The organism is Streptomyces sp. BA2 (assembly GCF_009769735.1).
Taxonomy (GTDB): domain Bacteria; phylum Actinomycetota; class Actinomycetes; order Streptomycetales; family Streptomycetaceae; genus Streptomyces.
This window is the reverse complement of sequence record NZ_WSRO01000002.1, coordinates 1,586,117-1,600,978: the sequence shown is the minus strand read 5'-3', so window position 1 is coordinate 1,600,978 and position 14,862 is coordinate 1,586,117. Positions and strand designations below refer to the sequence as shown.

The window sequence follows — 14,862 nt, the reverse complement described above, 5'->3', positions numbered from 1 at the left end:
AAATGGTGACCACCGGCCGCCCCAGGGGTGAGCAGCGGATACGGTGCTCTGGTGACTGATGGGGAGGGGACGGTGCCCGGGACCGCGCTGCTGATCGCGGCCGCGCCGGTCGGCAAGGCCCGTATGGTGGACGCGGCTTCCGTGCTGCCGGTGCTCGCGGCGGTGTCGCCGGCGGTACTCGCCGGGACCGCGACCGCGAGCGTCGTGGAGCTCGCGGACCCGCTCGATCCGCAGACCGTGCTCACGCGGCTGCGTGCGGCCGCGATGGCGCCGGGGCCTTTGACGGTGTACCTGGTCGGGCAACTGCACCTCGATCGCCGTCAGCGACTGCAACATGTGGCCCTGGCGCGGACCACGGCGGCGACGGTGCGCTACACCGGATTCCCCTGGCACTGGATCGCCCAGGAGCTGCGGCTGCGCCCGCCCGGCAGGACGACCGTCATCGCCGATCTGCACGCCGACGCGGACAGTTGGCAGCAGCTGGCGCAGCGCCCCCTGGACGTGGGGCCGGGTGTGGCGCTGTACGGGCGGATCGCGCCGCCGCCCGGCCGGCGTGCCGTCGCGGCGCCCTCGTACATGAAGGCGCTGGCGACGGTCTTGCGCAGCGGGCACCGGCCACCGCTGCCGGACCTGCACCAACACGTCGCCGCCCAGACGGTGGAGGAGGGGGCGACCGACGTCGTACTGCTGTCCGCCGACCCTGCCGCCGCCTTCACCGCAGGCGGACTTGGGGGCATGCCTGGGGCCATGCCCAACAACCGTGCGCCGGTGCCCGTCCAACAGCAGGGCGTGCAGCCCTCCATGGCGCCGCGGACCGCGGGTGCGGACCCGCACGCGGCGATCACCAAGGCCGTGGAGGCGGGGCGGCACGGTGAGGCCGCGGCCATGGCGGCGGCCTGGGAGCAGGAGGCGCTGCGTACGTACGGGCCTTCGTCGCCCGAGGTCGTGCACTGGATGGAAGTCCGCGGACATCTGGCGATCTTTGCCAAGGACCCGGGACGCAGCTGCGAGATCTGGCTGGCCGTGGTCTCCACCAGGCTCACGGCAGGCCAAGCCCCCGACGCCCCCGATGTCGAGGCCGCCGCGGACCTGGCCCACCACCAGTGGGAGCAGGTCCGCGACCCGGACACCGTCCGCGAACTCGGCCCGGCCCTGGTCGCGTTGCGACGCCGCGTGCCGGGCCGTCAGCGCGGCACGGTGAACCTCGTCCAGCAGCGCCTGGTGCAGTTCCACACGCAGGTCGGCTGAGGTCCGGGCGGCTCGACGCGCGAGCGGACGGGCGTCCTAGCTCGGTGCGTTCGGTGTGCTGAGTGCGTTTGGTGTGCTCGATGCGTTCGGTGTGCTCGGTGCGCCGAACCACCTCGGCAGTTGGCCGAGCAGATCCCGCTGATCCTCACCGACCCACGCCACGTGACCGTCGGGCCGCAGCAGCACGGCGGGCACGTCCAGTTCCTCCAGTTCCTCGCTGACATCCACGACGTGATCGACCCGGTCGGCCCACCCGGCGACCGAGAGCCGCCCGGTCTGGTCGAGCAGCAGTCCGCGGCCTTCGTGCATCAGCCCATAGAGGCGCCCCTGCTTCAGCTCCACGTCCCGCAGCCGCCGGCCGAGCAGTTCGTGGCCCTCTCCGAAGTCGTAACGGACGTCGACCGCGGTGATCATCCCGGTCACGTACCGGTTCACCTCCTCGAAGTCCATCAGCTTGGAGAACAGCGCCCGCAGCGCGGTCGCACCCGGATCGGCCCCGAGCAGCGTGATCTGCGCGCGGGTGTTGTCGATGACGCGGGCGCCCACCGGGTGCCGTTCGGCGTGGTAGGTGTCGAGCAGGCCGTCCGGCGCCCAGCCGTCGACCGCCGCGGCCAGCTTCCATCCGAGGTTGAACGCGTCCTGCACGCCGAGGTTGAGCCCCTGCCCGCCGGTCGGCGGATGGATGTGCGCCGCGTCGCCCGCGAGGAACACCCGGCCGACGCGGTAGCGCTCGGCCTGCCGGGTGGCGTCGCCGAACCGGGAGAGCCAGCGCGGCGAGTGCACGCCGAAGTCGGTGCCCGCGTGGGCCCGCAGCTGCTGCTTGAAGTCGTCCAGGGTCGGTTCGGTCGCACGGTCCTCGACCACACCCTCGGCAGGCACGACCACGCGGCACACCCCGTCCTCGTTGGGCGGGGCGATGCCGAACCGCAGCTGGGTCTTGTGCACTTCCTTGACGGCGGCGGCGACCGTCTCCGGGTCCGCGGTCACCTCCATCTCGCCGAGGAGGGTCTCGACCCTGGCGGGCTCGCCGGGGAAGCCGACGCCGAGCAGCTTGCGCACGGCACTGCGGCCGCCGTCGCACCCGACGACGTAGCGCGAGCGCAGGTGCGTGCCGTCCGCCAGCTCGACGGTCACTCCGCCTCCGCTCCCGTCCCCGTCCTCGCTCCCGTCCTCGTCGTCGGTCTGACTCAGCCCGACCACTTCGCAGCCGCGCCGGATGTCGGTGCCGAGTTCGACCGCGCGCTCGTTGAGCAGCCGCTCGGTGACCGGCTGCGGGGTGGCGACCCCGTACGGGTGAGCCGTGTCCAGCTTGTCCGGCCACGGCTTGATGACGCCGCCGAACAGGCCTCCTGCCTGGAACTTCTCATTGACGGCGAGGAACCGGCCCAGCAGACCGCGCTGGTCCATCACCTCGACGCTGCGCGCGTGCAGGCCCTGCCCGCGGGACTGCGCGGTGGGCTTCTCCGCCTTCTCCAGGACGACGGTGCGCACACCGTGCAGCCGAAGCTCGCTCGCCAGCATCAAACCGGTCGGTCCGCCGCCGACCACGATCACGTCAATCATTGTTCTCATTCCGCTGGGTTCCGGCTCAGGCCGATGATTCTGCGGCAGGAACGGGGCCTTGCCGCAAGGCCCCCCTTGCGCTATAAGTTGAGAGTGGCAAGGAGTTCGAACACTCCTTGCCTTTGTCATGTCTGGCCTTTGTCATGCCTGGCCACTGGTACGCGACGAGGAGCGTCACGGCATGAGCACTCTCGACATCCTGTCCGAGGACGAGCAGTCCGTCGTCGCCACGGTGCGGGCCTTCGTCGACAAGGAAGTGAAGCCGGTCGTCCAGGAGTTGGAGCACTCCGACACCTACCCCGAAGCCCTGATCGAGCAGATGAAGCGCCTCGGCATCTTCGGCCTCGCCGTCCCCGAGGAGTTCGGCGGCACACCGGTCTCCACGCCCTGCTACGTCCTCGTCACCGAGGAACTCGCCCGCGGCTGGATGAGCCTGGCCGGTGCGATGGGCGGCCACACCGTGGTCGCGAAGCTGCTGCTCCACTTCGGTACGGAGGAGCAGAAGCGCCGCTACCTGCCGAAGATGGCCACCGGCGAGGTTCGCGCGACCATGGCGCTCACCGAGCCGGGCGGCGGCTCGGACCTCCAGGCCATGCGCACCTCCGCCCGCAAGGACGCGGACACGCACACTGACTCGGACACGGCCGGGTACGTCGTCAACGGGACGAAGACCTGGATCACCAACTCCCGCCGGTCCGGGCTCATCGCCCTGATGTGCAAGACCGACCCGGCCGCCAGCCCCGCCCACCACGGCATCTCGATCCTGCTCGTCGAGCACGGCCCCGGCCTGACGGTCTCGCGCGACCTGCCCAAGCTCGGCTACAAGGGCGTGGAGAGCTGCGAGCTGTCGTTCGACGACTACCGGGCGCCGTACGACGCCGTACTGGGCGGGGTCGAGGGCGAGGGCTTCGCGCAGATGATGAAGGGCCTTGAGACCGGGCGGCTCCAGGTCGCGGCGCGCGCACTCGGGGTCGGCAGGGCCGCTTTCGAGGACTCCCTCGCCTACGCCCAGGAGCGCGAGACCTTCGGCGAGCCGATCTGGAAGCACCAGTCGATCGGCAACTACCTGGCCGACATGGCCACTTCGCTGACCGCGGCCCGCCAACTCACCCTGTACGCGGCCCGGGAGGCGGACGCGGGCCGCCGCGTGGACATGGAGGCCGGCATGGCCAAGCTCTTCGCCTCCGAGACGGCCATGCAGATCACCCTCAACGCCGTACGTATACACGGAGGTTATGGCTACTCCACCGAGTTCGACGTGGAGCGCTACTTCCGCGACGCCCCCCTGATGATCGTCGGCGAGGGCACCAACGAGATCCAGCGCAACGTGATCGCACGCCAGTTGGTGAAGCGCGGAGGTCTCGATTCCACGTGACTCGACGCACGCGGGGCGTCGGGATCACCCATGGCTCACCACACCACTGACCACATCACCGATGGCTCACCACATTGACGACCCGCCCGTTCGGGTCCCGCACGAAGAACCGGCGCACTCCCCATTCCTCGTCCCGCAAGGGATGCACGATCTCCGCGCCGCTCCCGCGCACCGCTGTGTAGACCGCGTCCACGTCGTCCACTTCGACACTCATGTCGGGTACGACGGGCGCGGTCTTGTCGTGGCTCATGAAGGTGATCTGGGCCGTGGGGTTGGAAGGAGAGCCGAGGGTCATCACCCAGCCGAGGTTCATGACTTCTTCGAACCCCAGAAGGCCGTAGAAGTCCCGGCTCTCCTCCATGGCTTCGGTTCGGATGTCGGGCATGGCTCGGCGAATGGACATGGGGGCTCCTGCGGGCAGACGGGATCGAACGTGTCCCTGATTCTGTCTGAGTTGCTTCTCGGCACCGCCCGTGACGGAACTTCGAGGGGCGGGGAGGCGTTGGCAGGAGGACGCGTGGATTGCGCGCGGACGAGCTAACAGGTAGCCGAGGTGGCACGGATGGCGATGTGGGACCGGATCAAGGACCAGGCCAAGGGTCTGCAGCAGTCGCAGGGGGCGCGGAGCTCCGGCGGTCAGGGACGGCCGGGATCGGGATCGGGATCGGGGTCAGGATCCGGAGGGGGGTCGAAGGCGCAGCTCGTGGGCGTGCTCAAGTCCCAGCTCGCCTCCCTCAAGACGGAGCTCAAGAGCGGCGCCTACCGTGACGCCAGCATGGCCATGTGCGCCCTGGTCGCCGCAGCGGACGGCTCCGTCGACCCGGCCGAGCGACAGCACGTGGAGTCACTGATCCTGCAGAACGACGTCCTGAAGAACTTCCCGCCCGAGCAGCTGCAGCAGCGGTTCAACAAGCACGTCGACCAGTTGACGTTCAACTTCCAGCAGGGCAAGACCGAGGCCATGCAGGAGATCGCCAAGGCGGCGAAGAAGCCGATGGAGGCCAAGGCGGTCGTCCAGACCGGCTTCGTCGTCGCAGGCGCGGACGGGTACATCGCCCCGGCCGAGGAGCAGGTCCTGCGCGAGGCATGCGCGGCGCTCAGCCTCTCCCCGCAGGAGTTCGGCCTCTGATCGAAGGCGGACTTCGCTGCCCGAGCTGGGGCCCGCACCTGAGGTGCGGGCCCCTCCAGGCAGCCGAAGGAAGCCCCGCACCCTTGCGCCGGACGATGCCCGTGTAGTCCGCTGATCCGCATGGGGAAGAGGAGCATTGCCGCAATGACCGCCGCCCTTGTCGCGGGGTCCCTTCTGACGGGCGTGACGAACGCACCGAACGCCGGTGCGCAAGCCGCCGAGCATGGCACCGGCAGCTCGGCGCCGCCGACCGGGGCACCTCTCGTGGCCGGGGTCGATCTGGACACCGTGACGATTCCGGAGTTACAGGCGCGCATGGCGGCCGGTTCGCTGAGTTCGTCGACGCTGACCCGCGCCTACCTGCGGCGCATCGAGAGCGTCGATCCCAAGATTCACTCGGTGCTTCGCACCAGCCCGACGGCCCTGCGCCAGGCGGCCGCCAGCGACGCCAGGCACCGGCGTGGCGAGGCACTCGGGCCGCTGGACGGCATCCCCGTACTGCTCAAGGACAACGTGAACACCCGTGACATGCCGACGACGGCCGGGTCGCTCGCGCTCGCCGGCAGCCCGCCCGACACCGATGCCGCGCTGGTGACCCGGCTGCGCAAGGCGGGGGCGGTGATCCTCGGCAAGACCAACCTGTCCGAGTGGGCCAACTTCCGCGCGGCCAAGCCGACATCGGGGTGGTCGGCGGTGGGCGGGCAGACCAACAACCCCTACGTCCTCGACCGGAATCCGTGCGGTTCCTCCTCCGGCTCGGCCGCCGCGCTGGCCGCGTCGCTGTCGCAGGTGGCGATCGGCACCGAGACGGACGGTTCCATCGTGTGCCCGGCCGGGATGAACGGCGTCGTCGGCCACAAGCCAAGCCTCGGCCTGGTCAGCCAGTCGGGCGTGGTGCCGATCTCCGCCGAGCAGGACACGGCCGGGCCCATGGCGCGCAGCGTGATCGACACCGCGCTCACGTTCTCCGTGCTGAGCGAGGGCAAGGCCAAGGAGGCGGCGGCAGGCCACGGCAGCAGTCTTCGCGGCAAGCGGATCGGCCTGTGGCGACTGCCTTCGCTCGGACCCGACGTGGACGCGGTGATGACCCGTACGGCGAAGAAGCTGCGCAAGGCCGGAGCCGTGGTCGTCGAGGTGACACCCCCGTACCAGGCGCGGCTCGCCGAGCTCGAATTCCCGGCGCTGCTCAGCGAGTTCCACCGGGACATCGACGCCTACCTCGGCACACGCGAAGGCCCCCGGAACCTCGCCGAGCTGATCGAGTTCAACCGCGCCAGCCCCGAGGAACAGGCCTGCTTCGCCGGCCAGGAGCTGTTCGAGCAGGCACTCGACGCGCCGTCCACCACCGACCCCAAGTACCGTGCCATGCGCGCCGAGTTGAAGGACCTCTCGCGGCGCTCCCTCGACGAGACCATGGCCGCCCATCACCTGGACGCCATCGCCGCGCCCACGAACCCGCCCGCCTGGACGAGCGACTGCGCGCGCGGCGACAACGACGTCATCCCGTCCTCCACACCAGCGGCCGTCGCCGGATACCCGTCTCTCTCGGTGCCCGCCGGGTCCGTGAACGAACTGCCGGTCGGCCTGCTCCTGATGGCCGGTGACCACCAGGACGCCAAACTCCTGTCGCTGGGCGCCGCGGTGGAGCACCGGCTGAAGGCCTGGCGAGCACCGCGCTACCTGCCGACGGCCGGGTCCGGAGCGCCGCGGTGAACACCGGCTCCGGGCGCGCTAGAAGGTGTAGCGGGTGTGGCTGAACACCTGGCCGTCGTGCCCGAAGCCGTACGCCGTGCCGGGGGCCACCGCGAACAGCAGATCGTTGCCCTTGCGGATGCTGTCGCCGAAGCCGTGGAAGAGCCCCTCCGGCGAGGTGATGTGGTCCCCGTACTGCGCCTCGAACGCGGCGATGACCTCGCCCTGGCGTGCCGGATCCGTGACCCGCTGCGCCGTGCCCTCGACCACGACGTCGAGACCTTCGGAGAATGAGTTGTGCCCTGTGGTGAGTGCGCAGTGGGCGTTGCCGGCCAGGTTCTTCGCCTTCTGCTCGCCCACCCCTGTGCTGAAGTGCAGCGCCCCGTCGTGCCAGGCGGCGATCAGCGGCGTGATGTGCAGCCGGCCGTCCGGCCGGACCGTGGTGATCCAGAAGACCTCGGCGGCCCGCAGCTGGCGCTGGGCCTCGGCCCAGTCGGTCGCGGTGACGTTCTCCGCGCCCGGTTGCGGGTTGAGCGCGGAGCTGTAGCGGGCGTCGAGCTCGGTCTTGGGCTGCTTCGGCGTCATGGGGGGCTCCTCTCCCTCTTCCCTGTAACGAAGGCTACGCAGCCCAGCGGCTCACGGCGGTCTCCCGCGCCACGCGTGACAGCTTCTCGGGGTTGCGGACATGGTAGGCACCGGTGACCCGGCCGTTCTCGACCCGCAGAGCGACGACGCCGTCGACCTCCCCTTCGACCCGGACGAGCAGCCCCGGCCCGCCGTTGATCTGAACCGGCTCGACCGACCTCTCGGCGTCGCGCTTCCACCAGCCGGCGGCCAGCAGTCGGGCGACGTTGTCCGCGCCCACGATGGGCCGCAGCAGGACCGCAAAGGGTCAGTCGAAATACGATTCGAGCGTGCCGCGGCGCCGGACATCGAGTGTCGCGCAGTGGAATGAGCCGCCGAAAGGCGCGTAGTGCAGCAGGTCGCACGGGATCGGCTCGAACCCCCATCCCTCAAGGGCGCGCAGGGTGTCGGTGTGGTGCCGCTCCGCGATGACCCGCTTGTCGTCGACCATGAGCACGTTCATGTTGAGCCACTTGCCGCACATCGAGGTCATCTTGAGCAGACGCTCGTCGAGGGGGTTGGGCTCGGGGGCGACCAGGACGTCCCATGAGTTCAGCACGTCGGGCAGGCGGTCGACGTCGATGTACTCGGGATTGACCAGCACCTTTCCCGGTGCGAGCAGGAGGAACGTCGTGTCGATGTGCATAGGCGTCCGGCAGCGGCTCTCGATCTCGTGGATGCGGTATCCACCTCCGAGATGGCGGCGCAACCAGTCGATGCCCATGCGGTTGGTGACGTTGCTCCGCGTCACGAACAGGTCGCGTCCCGCGCGGACGAAATCCGCCGCGTCGAAGACCGGCTCGAACTCGGTGAGGATGTAGCGCATGGGCTCGTCGTCCTCGGGGGCGCTGAAATCCTCGTCGAACAGCTCGTCGGTGAGCTGCGGCCTCGGCGCCGCGGTCCAGCGTGCGCCGCGCCGGAAGTAGTCCTTGAGGACCGTGCGATACGAGTGCGTCTCGAAGTACCGGCACGGCCACGCCATCGGTGTCTCGATGATCTCGTCGCCGATCACGAGCATGCTGTCGCGCGGACAGGTGTTGCAGAATCCGCGCGACGACCAATCGGGGGTGCTGAAGCGTTTCCTGTGGTCGACCTCGTCCGGGCGCGTGACCGTGATGCCGAGGGACTGCAGGAGAGCGATGAACTGATCGAGCTCCTGCTGTGCCGGCTCGATCAGCAGACTCGGGTACTCGAAGCCGCCGGCTAGCCCCTGCAGCCGCGCCGCCCACGGCGGGATGTTGCAGGCCACGACCGGATGGTTGGAGGGGATCGTGGCGCCTTCGAGACGCCCGACGATGACTTCCTCCAGCGGATCCCACTCATTGTGCGAACTGACCGGCGAAACGGGAGACCCCCCGGCGTCACCGGTCGTATCCGTCGACGTCGCCATGTTCAACCGCTTTCGATCAGGGCAATCGGCAACGGGCCGCGCCGCCCGGTGCCGATTGCCTCATCCAGGGATGGTGTGCCAGAAAAGGTGCCAGCAGGCAGGTGTGAATGCAATCGCACTGCATTGAATGGCGCTTCGCGTCTGCCGAACGAGGTACGGAGCGCCGGCACCTCGCCCTCGCGCGGCCTTGACCGAAAAGAGCCCACGCGGAAGCCCTTGCCACTTCAGCACCTGACGACTAGTCATATGACTGATCGAAACAAGGGCGCCCACACCCACACCGCAGCGGCTCAACTCCCTGGAGGGCACGTGAAGTTCTCCGTCATCTTCGAAGCGCAGCTGGCCGACCCCACCGTCGAGCGCGAGCATCAACTCATCCGTGACAGCGTCGAACAGGCCGTCCTGGCCGAGCAGGTGGGGTTCGACCGCGTCTGGGCGGTCGAGCACCACTCCCTCAAGTGGTACGCCCACATGAGCGCACCCGAGATCTTCCTGACCTGGGTAGCGGCACGCACCAGCACCATCCGCATCGGGCACGGCGTGGTCTGCATGCCGTTCAAGTTCAACCACCCGGCACGGGTGGCCGAGCGCGCCGCCATGCTCGATCTGCTGTCCGGGGGACGGCTCGACCTCGGGGCGGGGCGTGGCGGGACGCTCCAGGAGACCTCGCTCTGCGGCGTCGACAAGGAACGTACGACCCAGGAGGTGGAGGAAGCCCTGCAGATCATCGGGAAGGCCTGGGAGGGGGAGGAGCTGGAGCACCACGGTGCTCTGCTCGACATCGACCCCCATCCGATCCTGCCCAGGCCGCGGCAGACCCCCCACCCCCCGCTCTTCCTCGCCTGCAGCAGGACCGAGACCCTGACGCAGGCCGCCGAACTCGGCGTCGGCGCACTGGTGATGGGCTTCGCGGGGCCCGAGTCGATCGCCGAGATGCGCGCGGCGTACGACGCGGCGATCGCGGGCCGCGGCGACGCGCGCTTCGTGTCCGGCGTCGTCAACGACCACTTCTCCGTGCTCTGCCCGACCATCGTGCTTGACGACCGGGACGCGGCCCGGAGCGTCGGCATCCGCGGCCAGCGGTTCTTCGCGCAGTCCATCGGGCACTGGTACGGCGGCGCCGGCATTCCCGACGAGGCCGTGGTCGAAGGCGCCGACGAGGCGGCCGCGATGCGTGAGGCCGCCGAGCAGGTCGTCGCGCGGCTGCACGAGCACGACATCCCGGTACGGCCCACCTCCACGGCCACCTTCAACGCCGATCACGCCTATGGAACCGCCGACGACGCCATCGCGTACGTGGAACGGCTCCGCGACGCGGGCGCCGACGAGATCATGTGCCTGATCCAGATGGGCACCGTCCCGCAGGAGGCCTGCATGGAGACCCTGCGGCAGTGGGGCGAGAAGGTCATCCCGTACTTCCGCGCCCAGGAGGCGGGGTGATGGCGGCCGGCGGCACGTACGGCGATCGGCTCGCCCCGGAGGCGCGGCCCCTCGCCGATGCCCTCAGCGCCGCCTTCCCCGACCTCGGCGGCACGGTCACCGACGCGGCCGAGGCCCGCCGCATCCTCGCCGCGACGCCCCCTTCCGGCAAGGCCGCGCCGCCTGTGGGGACGGTCGAGGACCGGAGCATCCCTGGTCCCGCCGGGGCACCCGACCTGCCCGTACGCGTCTACCGCCCCGAGGGGCTGAGCCGCCCCCGCCCCACCGTCGTCTTCTTCCACGGCGGTGGCTACACCCTCTGCGGCCTCGACACCCATGACGCCACGGCCCGCACCCTCTGCGCGGAGTCCGGCGCGGTCGTGGTCTCCGTCGCCTACCGCCTCGCCCCCGAGCACCGCTTCCCCGCGGCCACCGAGGACGCGTACGCGGCCCTGTGCTGGGCGGCGGCCGAGACCCGGGCGGGTGCGCTCGGCGGTGACCCGGGCGCCGTGGTGACGGCCGGGGACAGCAGCGGGGGCGGCCTCGCCACCGTGGCGGCCCTGATGGCGCGGGACCGGGGCGGGCCCGCCGTGGCGCTCCAGGTGTTGATCTACCCCGTGCTCGACGCGGGGCAGGGCAGCGACTCGTATACGTCGAACGCGACCGGCTACTTCCTCACCGCCGCGCACCTGCGCTGGTTCTGGGAGCAGTACCTCGGCCCGGACGGCGACGGTACCCACCCCTACGCCTCTCCGCTGGGCGCGGACGTCACCGCGCTGCCGCCCGCGCACATCGTCACGGCGGGCTGCGATCCGCTGTGCGACGAGGGCGCCGCGTACGCGGACAAGCTGCGTCTGGCGGGGGTTCCGGTGACGCGGGGGCACCATCCGGAGATGTTCCACGGTTTCCTGGGCTTCCCGCTGCTCCTGGACGATGCGCGGGCCGCGGTGGCAGAAGTGGCAGAAGCCGTCGCCTTGACGGTGTCCGGCAGGAAAATCGGCGGTGATGTTGGGGGTATCACAGGATAATTTCCCGAACCCCCTCTTGTGGTGGAGAACCTCGCGCACATACGGTGTTCTAACGCGAGGTTCTCCCGTGGAGGTTGACAAGTGACGGAAATTCTTGTGCAGAGGGTTACGGAAGGGGCAGTTCCTCCCGCGAGTGGGGGTGCCCCAGTGGGAAGGGTCGTGGAGCACCCGGCTTGGCCGATGCTCAAGGACGCCGTGGAAGAGATCCGCCCGTGGCAGTCCGCGGACGGCTCGATCGACTTCGACGCGGAGGACGCCCCGGCGAAGTCCGTGGCCGAACTGGCCGTGGACCGCGTGATATCCGCGATCGACCAGCTCGCCCCGCTCCTGCCGCACGACGCCGCGTACCACCAGGCGCTCGGCACGGACCTGCGGCGCTGGGCCGACGGCGGCTTCGAAGTGCCGGACTTCCTCGACTCGCTGCTCGCCTTCCAGCCTGCGGCGCACCGCGAGGACGGCCTGCAGCACCTCGTGGTCTTCCCCATGTACACGCAGAACGGCAACCCGGACCGCAACCTCGAAGCGGTCGTGCTGCGCATGGTCTGGCCGGAGTGGCTGGCCGAGCTCGAGCGCACGCGCTACGACAACCCGCTGTTCTGCGGCATCACCTTCGAGGACTTCACCGCCGGGTACGACACGAACTCGGCCGTGCTCTTCCCGGAGACCATCGCCGTGCGCGAGGCCCCCGAGCGCTTCAGCTGGGGCGGCATCTTCTGCGACCGCGAGGCGGCCCGCTTCCGCCGCGTCACCGAGGCCTCCGTCGACATCCTCGGGCTCGAACTGCCCGACGACATCCGCGAGATGATCGGCGACCAGGACCGCTGCCAGCAGGCGTTCGTCCTGTGGGACATGGTCCACGACCGCACCCACAGCCACGGCGACCTGCCCTTCGACCCCTTCATGATCAAGCAGCGGCAGCCGTTCTGGATGTACGGCCTGGAGGAGCTGCGCTGCGACCTCACCGCCTTCAAGGAGGCCGTGAAGCTGGAGGGCGAGGGCATCCCGCAGGCCCGCGACGTGCAGTACGCCGTCCTCTTCGACCGGATGTTCCGCTTCCCGGTCACCGGCGACCGCGTCAAGAACTACGACGGCCTCGGCGGCCAGCTGCTCTTCGCGTACCTCCACAAGCACGACGTCGTCCGCTGGACCGACAACAAGCTCAAGATCGACTGGGAGCGCGCGCCGCAGGTCACCAACCAGCTGTGCGCCGAGATCGAGGAGCTCTACCGCGCGGGCATCGACCGCCCCAAGCTGGTCCACTGGTTCGCCGCGTACGACCTGGTGTCCCAGTACCTCGCGCCGCACCCCGGATCGCGCTGGGCCAAGGGCCCCGACGCCCTGGATGTGCAGCTTCCGCCAAGGAAACTCGTCGACGACGTGCTTCCTGACGAGTTTCCGCTCAGCATGTTCTATGAGGCGCTCTCCAAGAAGCTCAAGCACGTGATCGCCTCCACCAAGGGGATCACCGCGGCGCGCGCCGAGCAGGTCGCCGCATGAGCGACCGCACCAAGGAGGCGAGGACGATGTCCGCACTCGATGGAGCCGTGGTCGCGGTCGCGGGGGCAGCCGGTCCTGCGGGCCGTGCCACACTGCTGAGGCTCGCGGAGGCCGGTGCCACGGTCGTGGCGTCCGACGCCGACGCGGCCCGCCTGGCGGAGGCCGTGGACGCCGCGCGGTACGCGCACGGCGGGGCCACCGTCATAGGCGACACGGTCGACCTCCTGGACCTCGACGCGACCCGGGAGTGGGCCACCCGCACCGAGAAGGAGTTCGGGCGGATCGACGGCCTGGTCCACCTCGTCGGCGGCTGGCGCGGCAGCGCCACCTTCGCCGAGACCGACCTCGCCGACTGGGAGCTGCTCGAGAAGCTCCTGATCCGCACCGTGCAGCACACCTCGCTCGCCTTCCAGGACGGCCTGCAGCGCAGCGACCGCGGCCGCTATCTCCTGATCAGCGCGGCCGGCGCCTCCAAGCCGACGGCGGGCAACGCGGCGTACTCCGCCTCGAAGGCCGCCGCCGAGGCCTGGACCCTCGCCCTCGGCGATGCCTTCCGGAAGTCGGGGGGCGAGCAGGGCCCGAGGTCGGCGGCTGCCATCCTGGTGGTCAAGGCGCTGGTGCACGACGCGATGCGCGCGGAGCGGCCCAACGCGAAGTTCGCGGGCTTCACGGACGTCAAGGAGCTGGCCGAGGCCATCGCCGGAGTCTGGGAGCGGCCCGCCGGAGAAGTGAACGGAACCCGCCTGTGGCTGACCGAGAAGCCGTGACCGCTCGCGACACCCGCGACAGAGAAGCCGTGAACCCTCCGAAGACGGTGAACCCTCCGAAGACCGACGCGCGCCGTCACCACGACCCGGACGTACGGGGGTTCGCGAGCGACAACTACGCGGGCGCCCACCCGGAGGTGCTCGCCGCCATCGCCCTCGCCAACGGCGGTCACCAGATCGCGTACGGCGAGGACGACTACACGGCCAACCTCCAGCAGGTCATCCGCGGACACTTCGGCCCCACGGCCGAGGCGTTCCCGGTCTTCAACGGCACAGGGGCCAACGTCGTTGCGCTCCAGGCGATCACCGACCGCTGGGGCGCGGTGATCTGCGCCGAGTCCGCGCACATCCACGTGGACGAGGGCGGCGCCCCCGAGCGCATGGGCGGCCTGAAGCTGCTCACGGTGCCGACACCCGACGGCAAGCTCACGCCCGAGCTGATCGACAAGCAGGCGTTCGGCTGGGACGACGAGCACCGGGCGATGCCGCAGGTCGTCTCGATCGCGCAGAACACCGAACTGGGCACGCTCTACACGCCCGACGAGATCCGCGCCATCTGCGACCACGCGCATGGCCTCGGCATGAAGGTGCACCTCGACGGCTCGCGCATATCGAACGCCGCTGCCTCTCTCGACGTCCCCATGCGGACGTTCACGAACGCGGTCGGCGTGGACATCCTGTCCCTGGGCGGCACGAAGAACGGCGCGCTCTTCGGGGAGGCCGTCGTCGTCCTCAACCAGGACGCCGTCAGCCACATGAAGCACCTGCGCAAGATGTCCATGCAGCTCGCCTCCAAGATGCGTTTCGTGTCGGTGCAGTTGGAGGCCCTGCTCGCCAAGGACCTCTGGCTGCGCAACGCCCGGCACGCGAACGAGATGGCGCAGCGCCTGGCGGAGGGCGTGCGCGCCGTCCACGGCGTGGAGATCCTCTACCCGGTGCAGGCCAACGCTGTCTTCGCGCGGCTTCCGCACGACGTGAGCGAGCGGCTGCAGAAGCAGTACCGCTTCTACTTCTGGGACGAGGCGGCGGGCGACGTCCGCTGGATGTGCGCGTTCGACACGCGCGAGGAGGACGTGGACGGCTTCGTCGCGGCGCTCAAGGAGGAGATGGCGCGCTAGCCGACACCTTCA

The 14,862-nt window shown here is 69.9% G+C and carries 14 protein-coding genes; 9 read left to right on the top strand and 5 right to left on the bottom strand.

Features of this window, described 5'->3' with window-relative positions; translation table 11 throughout:
• Positions 1-72: 72 nt before the first annotated feature.
• Positions 73-1,248 (top strand): hypothetical protein, encoded by a 1,176-nt coding sequence (locus E5671_RS09760; RefSeq protein ID WP_160510087.1) that lies wholly within the window; start codon positions 73-75, stop codon positions 1,246-1,248.
• A 36-nt stretch (positions 1,249-1,284) separates the two neighbouring features.
• On the opposite strand, the gene rox is transcribed toward E5671_RS09760, so the two are convergent.
• Positions 1,285-2,811, bottom strand: a complete 1,527-nt coding sequence (gene rox, locus E5671_RS09755; RefSeq protein WP_160503453.1) for a rifampin monooxygenase — start codon at positions 2,809-2,811, stop codon at positions 1,285-1,287.
• 181 nt (positions 2,812-2,992) lie between these two features.
• Here rox and E5671_RS09750 point away from each other — a divergent pair, with 181 nt between their 5' ends.
• Positions 2,993-4,186 (top strand): acyl-CoA dehydrogenase family protein, encoded by a 1,194-nt coding sequence (locus tag E5671_RS09750; protein WP_160503452.1) that lies wholly within the window; start codon positions 2,993-2,995, stop codon positions 4,184-4,186.
• 55 nt (positions 4,187-4,241) lie between these two features.
• On the opposite strand, the gene E5671_RS09745 is transcribed toward E5671_RS09750, so the two are convergent.
• Entirely contained in the window at positions 4,242-4,589 is a 348-nt protein-coding gene (locus E5671_RS09745; protein ID WP_160503451.1) for a VOC family protein, read from the bottom strand.
• Positions 4,590-4,748: 159 nt separating this feature from the next.
• On the opposite strand from E5671_RS09745, the gene E5671_RS09740 reads away from it, so the two are divergent.
• Both E5671_RS09740 and E5671_RS09735 read left to right on the top strand, forming a co-directional pair.
• The gene (locus E5671_RS09740) at positions 4,749-5,315 is read left to right on the top strand and encodes a tellurite resistance TerB family protein (RefSeq protein WP_160503450.1); all 567 of its coding nucleotides are present in this window, start codon (positions 4,749-4,751) and stop codon (positions 5,313-5,315) included.
• A gap of 120 nt (positions 5,316-5,435) precedes the next feature.
• Positions 5,436-7,028, top strand: a complete 1,593-nt coding sequence (locus E5671_RS09735) for an amidase family protein (RefSeq protein WP_160503449.1) — start codon at positions 5,436-5,438, stop codon at positions 7,026-7,028.
• Between the two features lie 18 nt (positions 7,029-7,046).
• Here the strand turns inward: E5671_RS09735 and E5671_RS09730 are convergent, their stop codons facing one another.
• Genes E5671_RS09730 through E5671_RS09720 form a run of 3 tightly spaced genes read right to left on the bottom strand, consistent with a single transcriptional unit; the run spans position 7,047 to position 9,021 of the window.
• Positions 7,047-7,592: a pyridoxamine 5'-phosphate oxidase family protein gene (locus tag E5671_RS09730; protein ID WP_160503448.1), complete on the bottom strand. Its 546-nt coding sequence runs from the start codon at positions 7,590-7,592 to the stop codon at positions 7,047-7,049.
• Positions 7,593-7,626: 34 nt separating this feature from the next.
• The gene (locus E5671_RS09725) at positions 7,627-7,872 is read right to left on the bottom strand and encodes a hypothetical protein (protein WP_202121066.1); all 246 of its coding nucleotides are present in this window, start codon (positions 7,870-7,872) and stop codon (positions 7,627-7,629) included.
• A 27-nt stretch (positions 7,873-7,899) separates the two neighbouring features.
• The gene (locus tag E5671_RS09720; RefSeq protein ID WP_160503447.1) at positions 7,900-9,021 is read right to left on the bottom strand and encodes an amidinotransferase; all 1,122 of its coding nucleotides are present in this window, start codon (positions 9,019-9,021) and stop codon (positions 7,900-7,902) included.
• 309 nt (positions 9,022-9,330) lie between these two features.
• On the opposite strand from E5671_RS09720, the gene E5671_RS09715 reads away from it, so the two are divergent.
• The 5 genes from E5671_RS09715 to E5671_RS09695 all read left to right on the top strand — a co-directional run bounded on the left by E5671_RS09715 (position 9,331) and on the right by E5671_RS09695 (position 14,850).
• The gene (locus tag E5671_RS09715) at positions 9,331-10,461 is read left to right on the top strand and encodes an LLM class flavin-dependent oxidoreductase (RefSeq protein WP_160510086.1); all 1,131 of its coding nucleotides are present in this window, start codon (positions 9,331-9,333) and stop codon (positions 10,459-10,461) included.
• Complete coding sequence (locus E5671_RS09710; protein WP_160503446.1) at positions 10,461-11,468, top strand: alpha/beta hydrolase; 1,008 nt, start codon at positions 10,461-10,463, stop codon at positions 11,466-11,468. Before E5671_RS09715 ends, E5671_RS09710 begins: the two co-directional genes overlap by 1 nt.
• A gap of 81 nt (positions 11,469-11,549) precedes the next feature.
• Positions 11,550-12,965 (top strand): DUF6421 family protein, encoded by a 1,416-nt coding sequence (locus E5671_RS09705; protein ID WP_160503445.1) that lies wholly within the window; start codon positions 11,550-11,552, stop codon positions 12,963-12,965.
• Positions 12,962-13,732, top strand: coding sequence for an SDR family NAD(P)-dependent oxidoreductase (locus E5671_RS09700; protein ID WP_160503444.1), 771 nt, complete (start codon positions 12,962-12,964; stop codon positions 13,730-13,732). The genes E5671_RS09705 and E5671_RS09700 overlap by 4 nt, the downstream gene beginning before the upstream one ends.
• A 47-nt stretch (positions 13,733-13,779) precedes the next feature.
• Positions 13,780-14,850 (top strand): beta-eliminating lyase-related protein, encoded by a 1,071-nt coding sequence (locus tag E5671_RS09695; RefSeq protein ID WP_160510085.1) that lies wholly within the window; start codon positions 13,780-13,782, stop codon positions 14,848-14,850.
• Positions 14,851-14,862 lie beyond the last annotated feature (12 nt).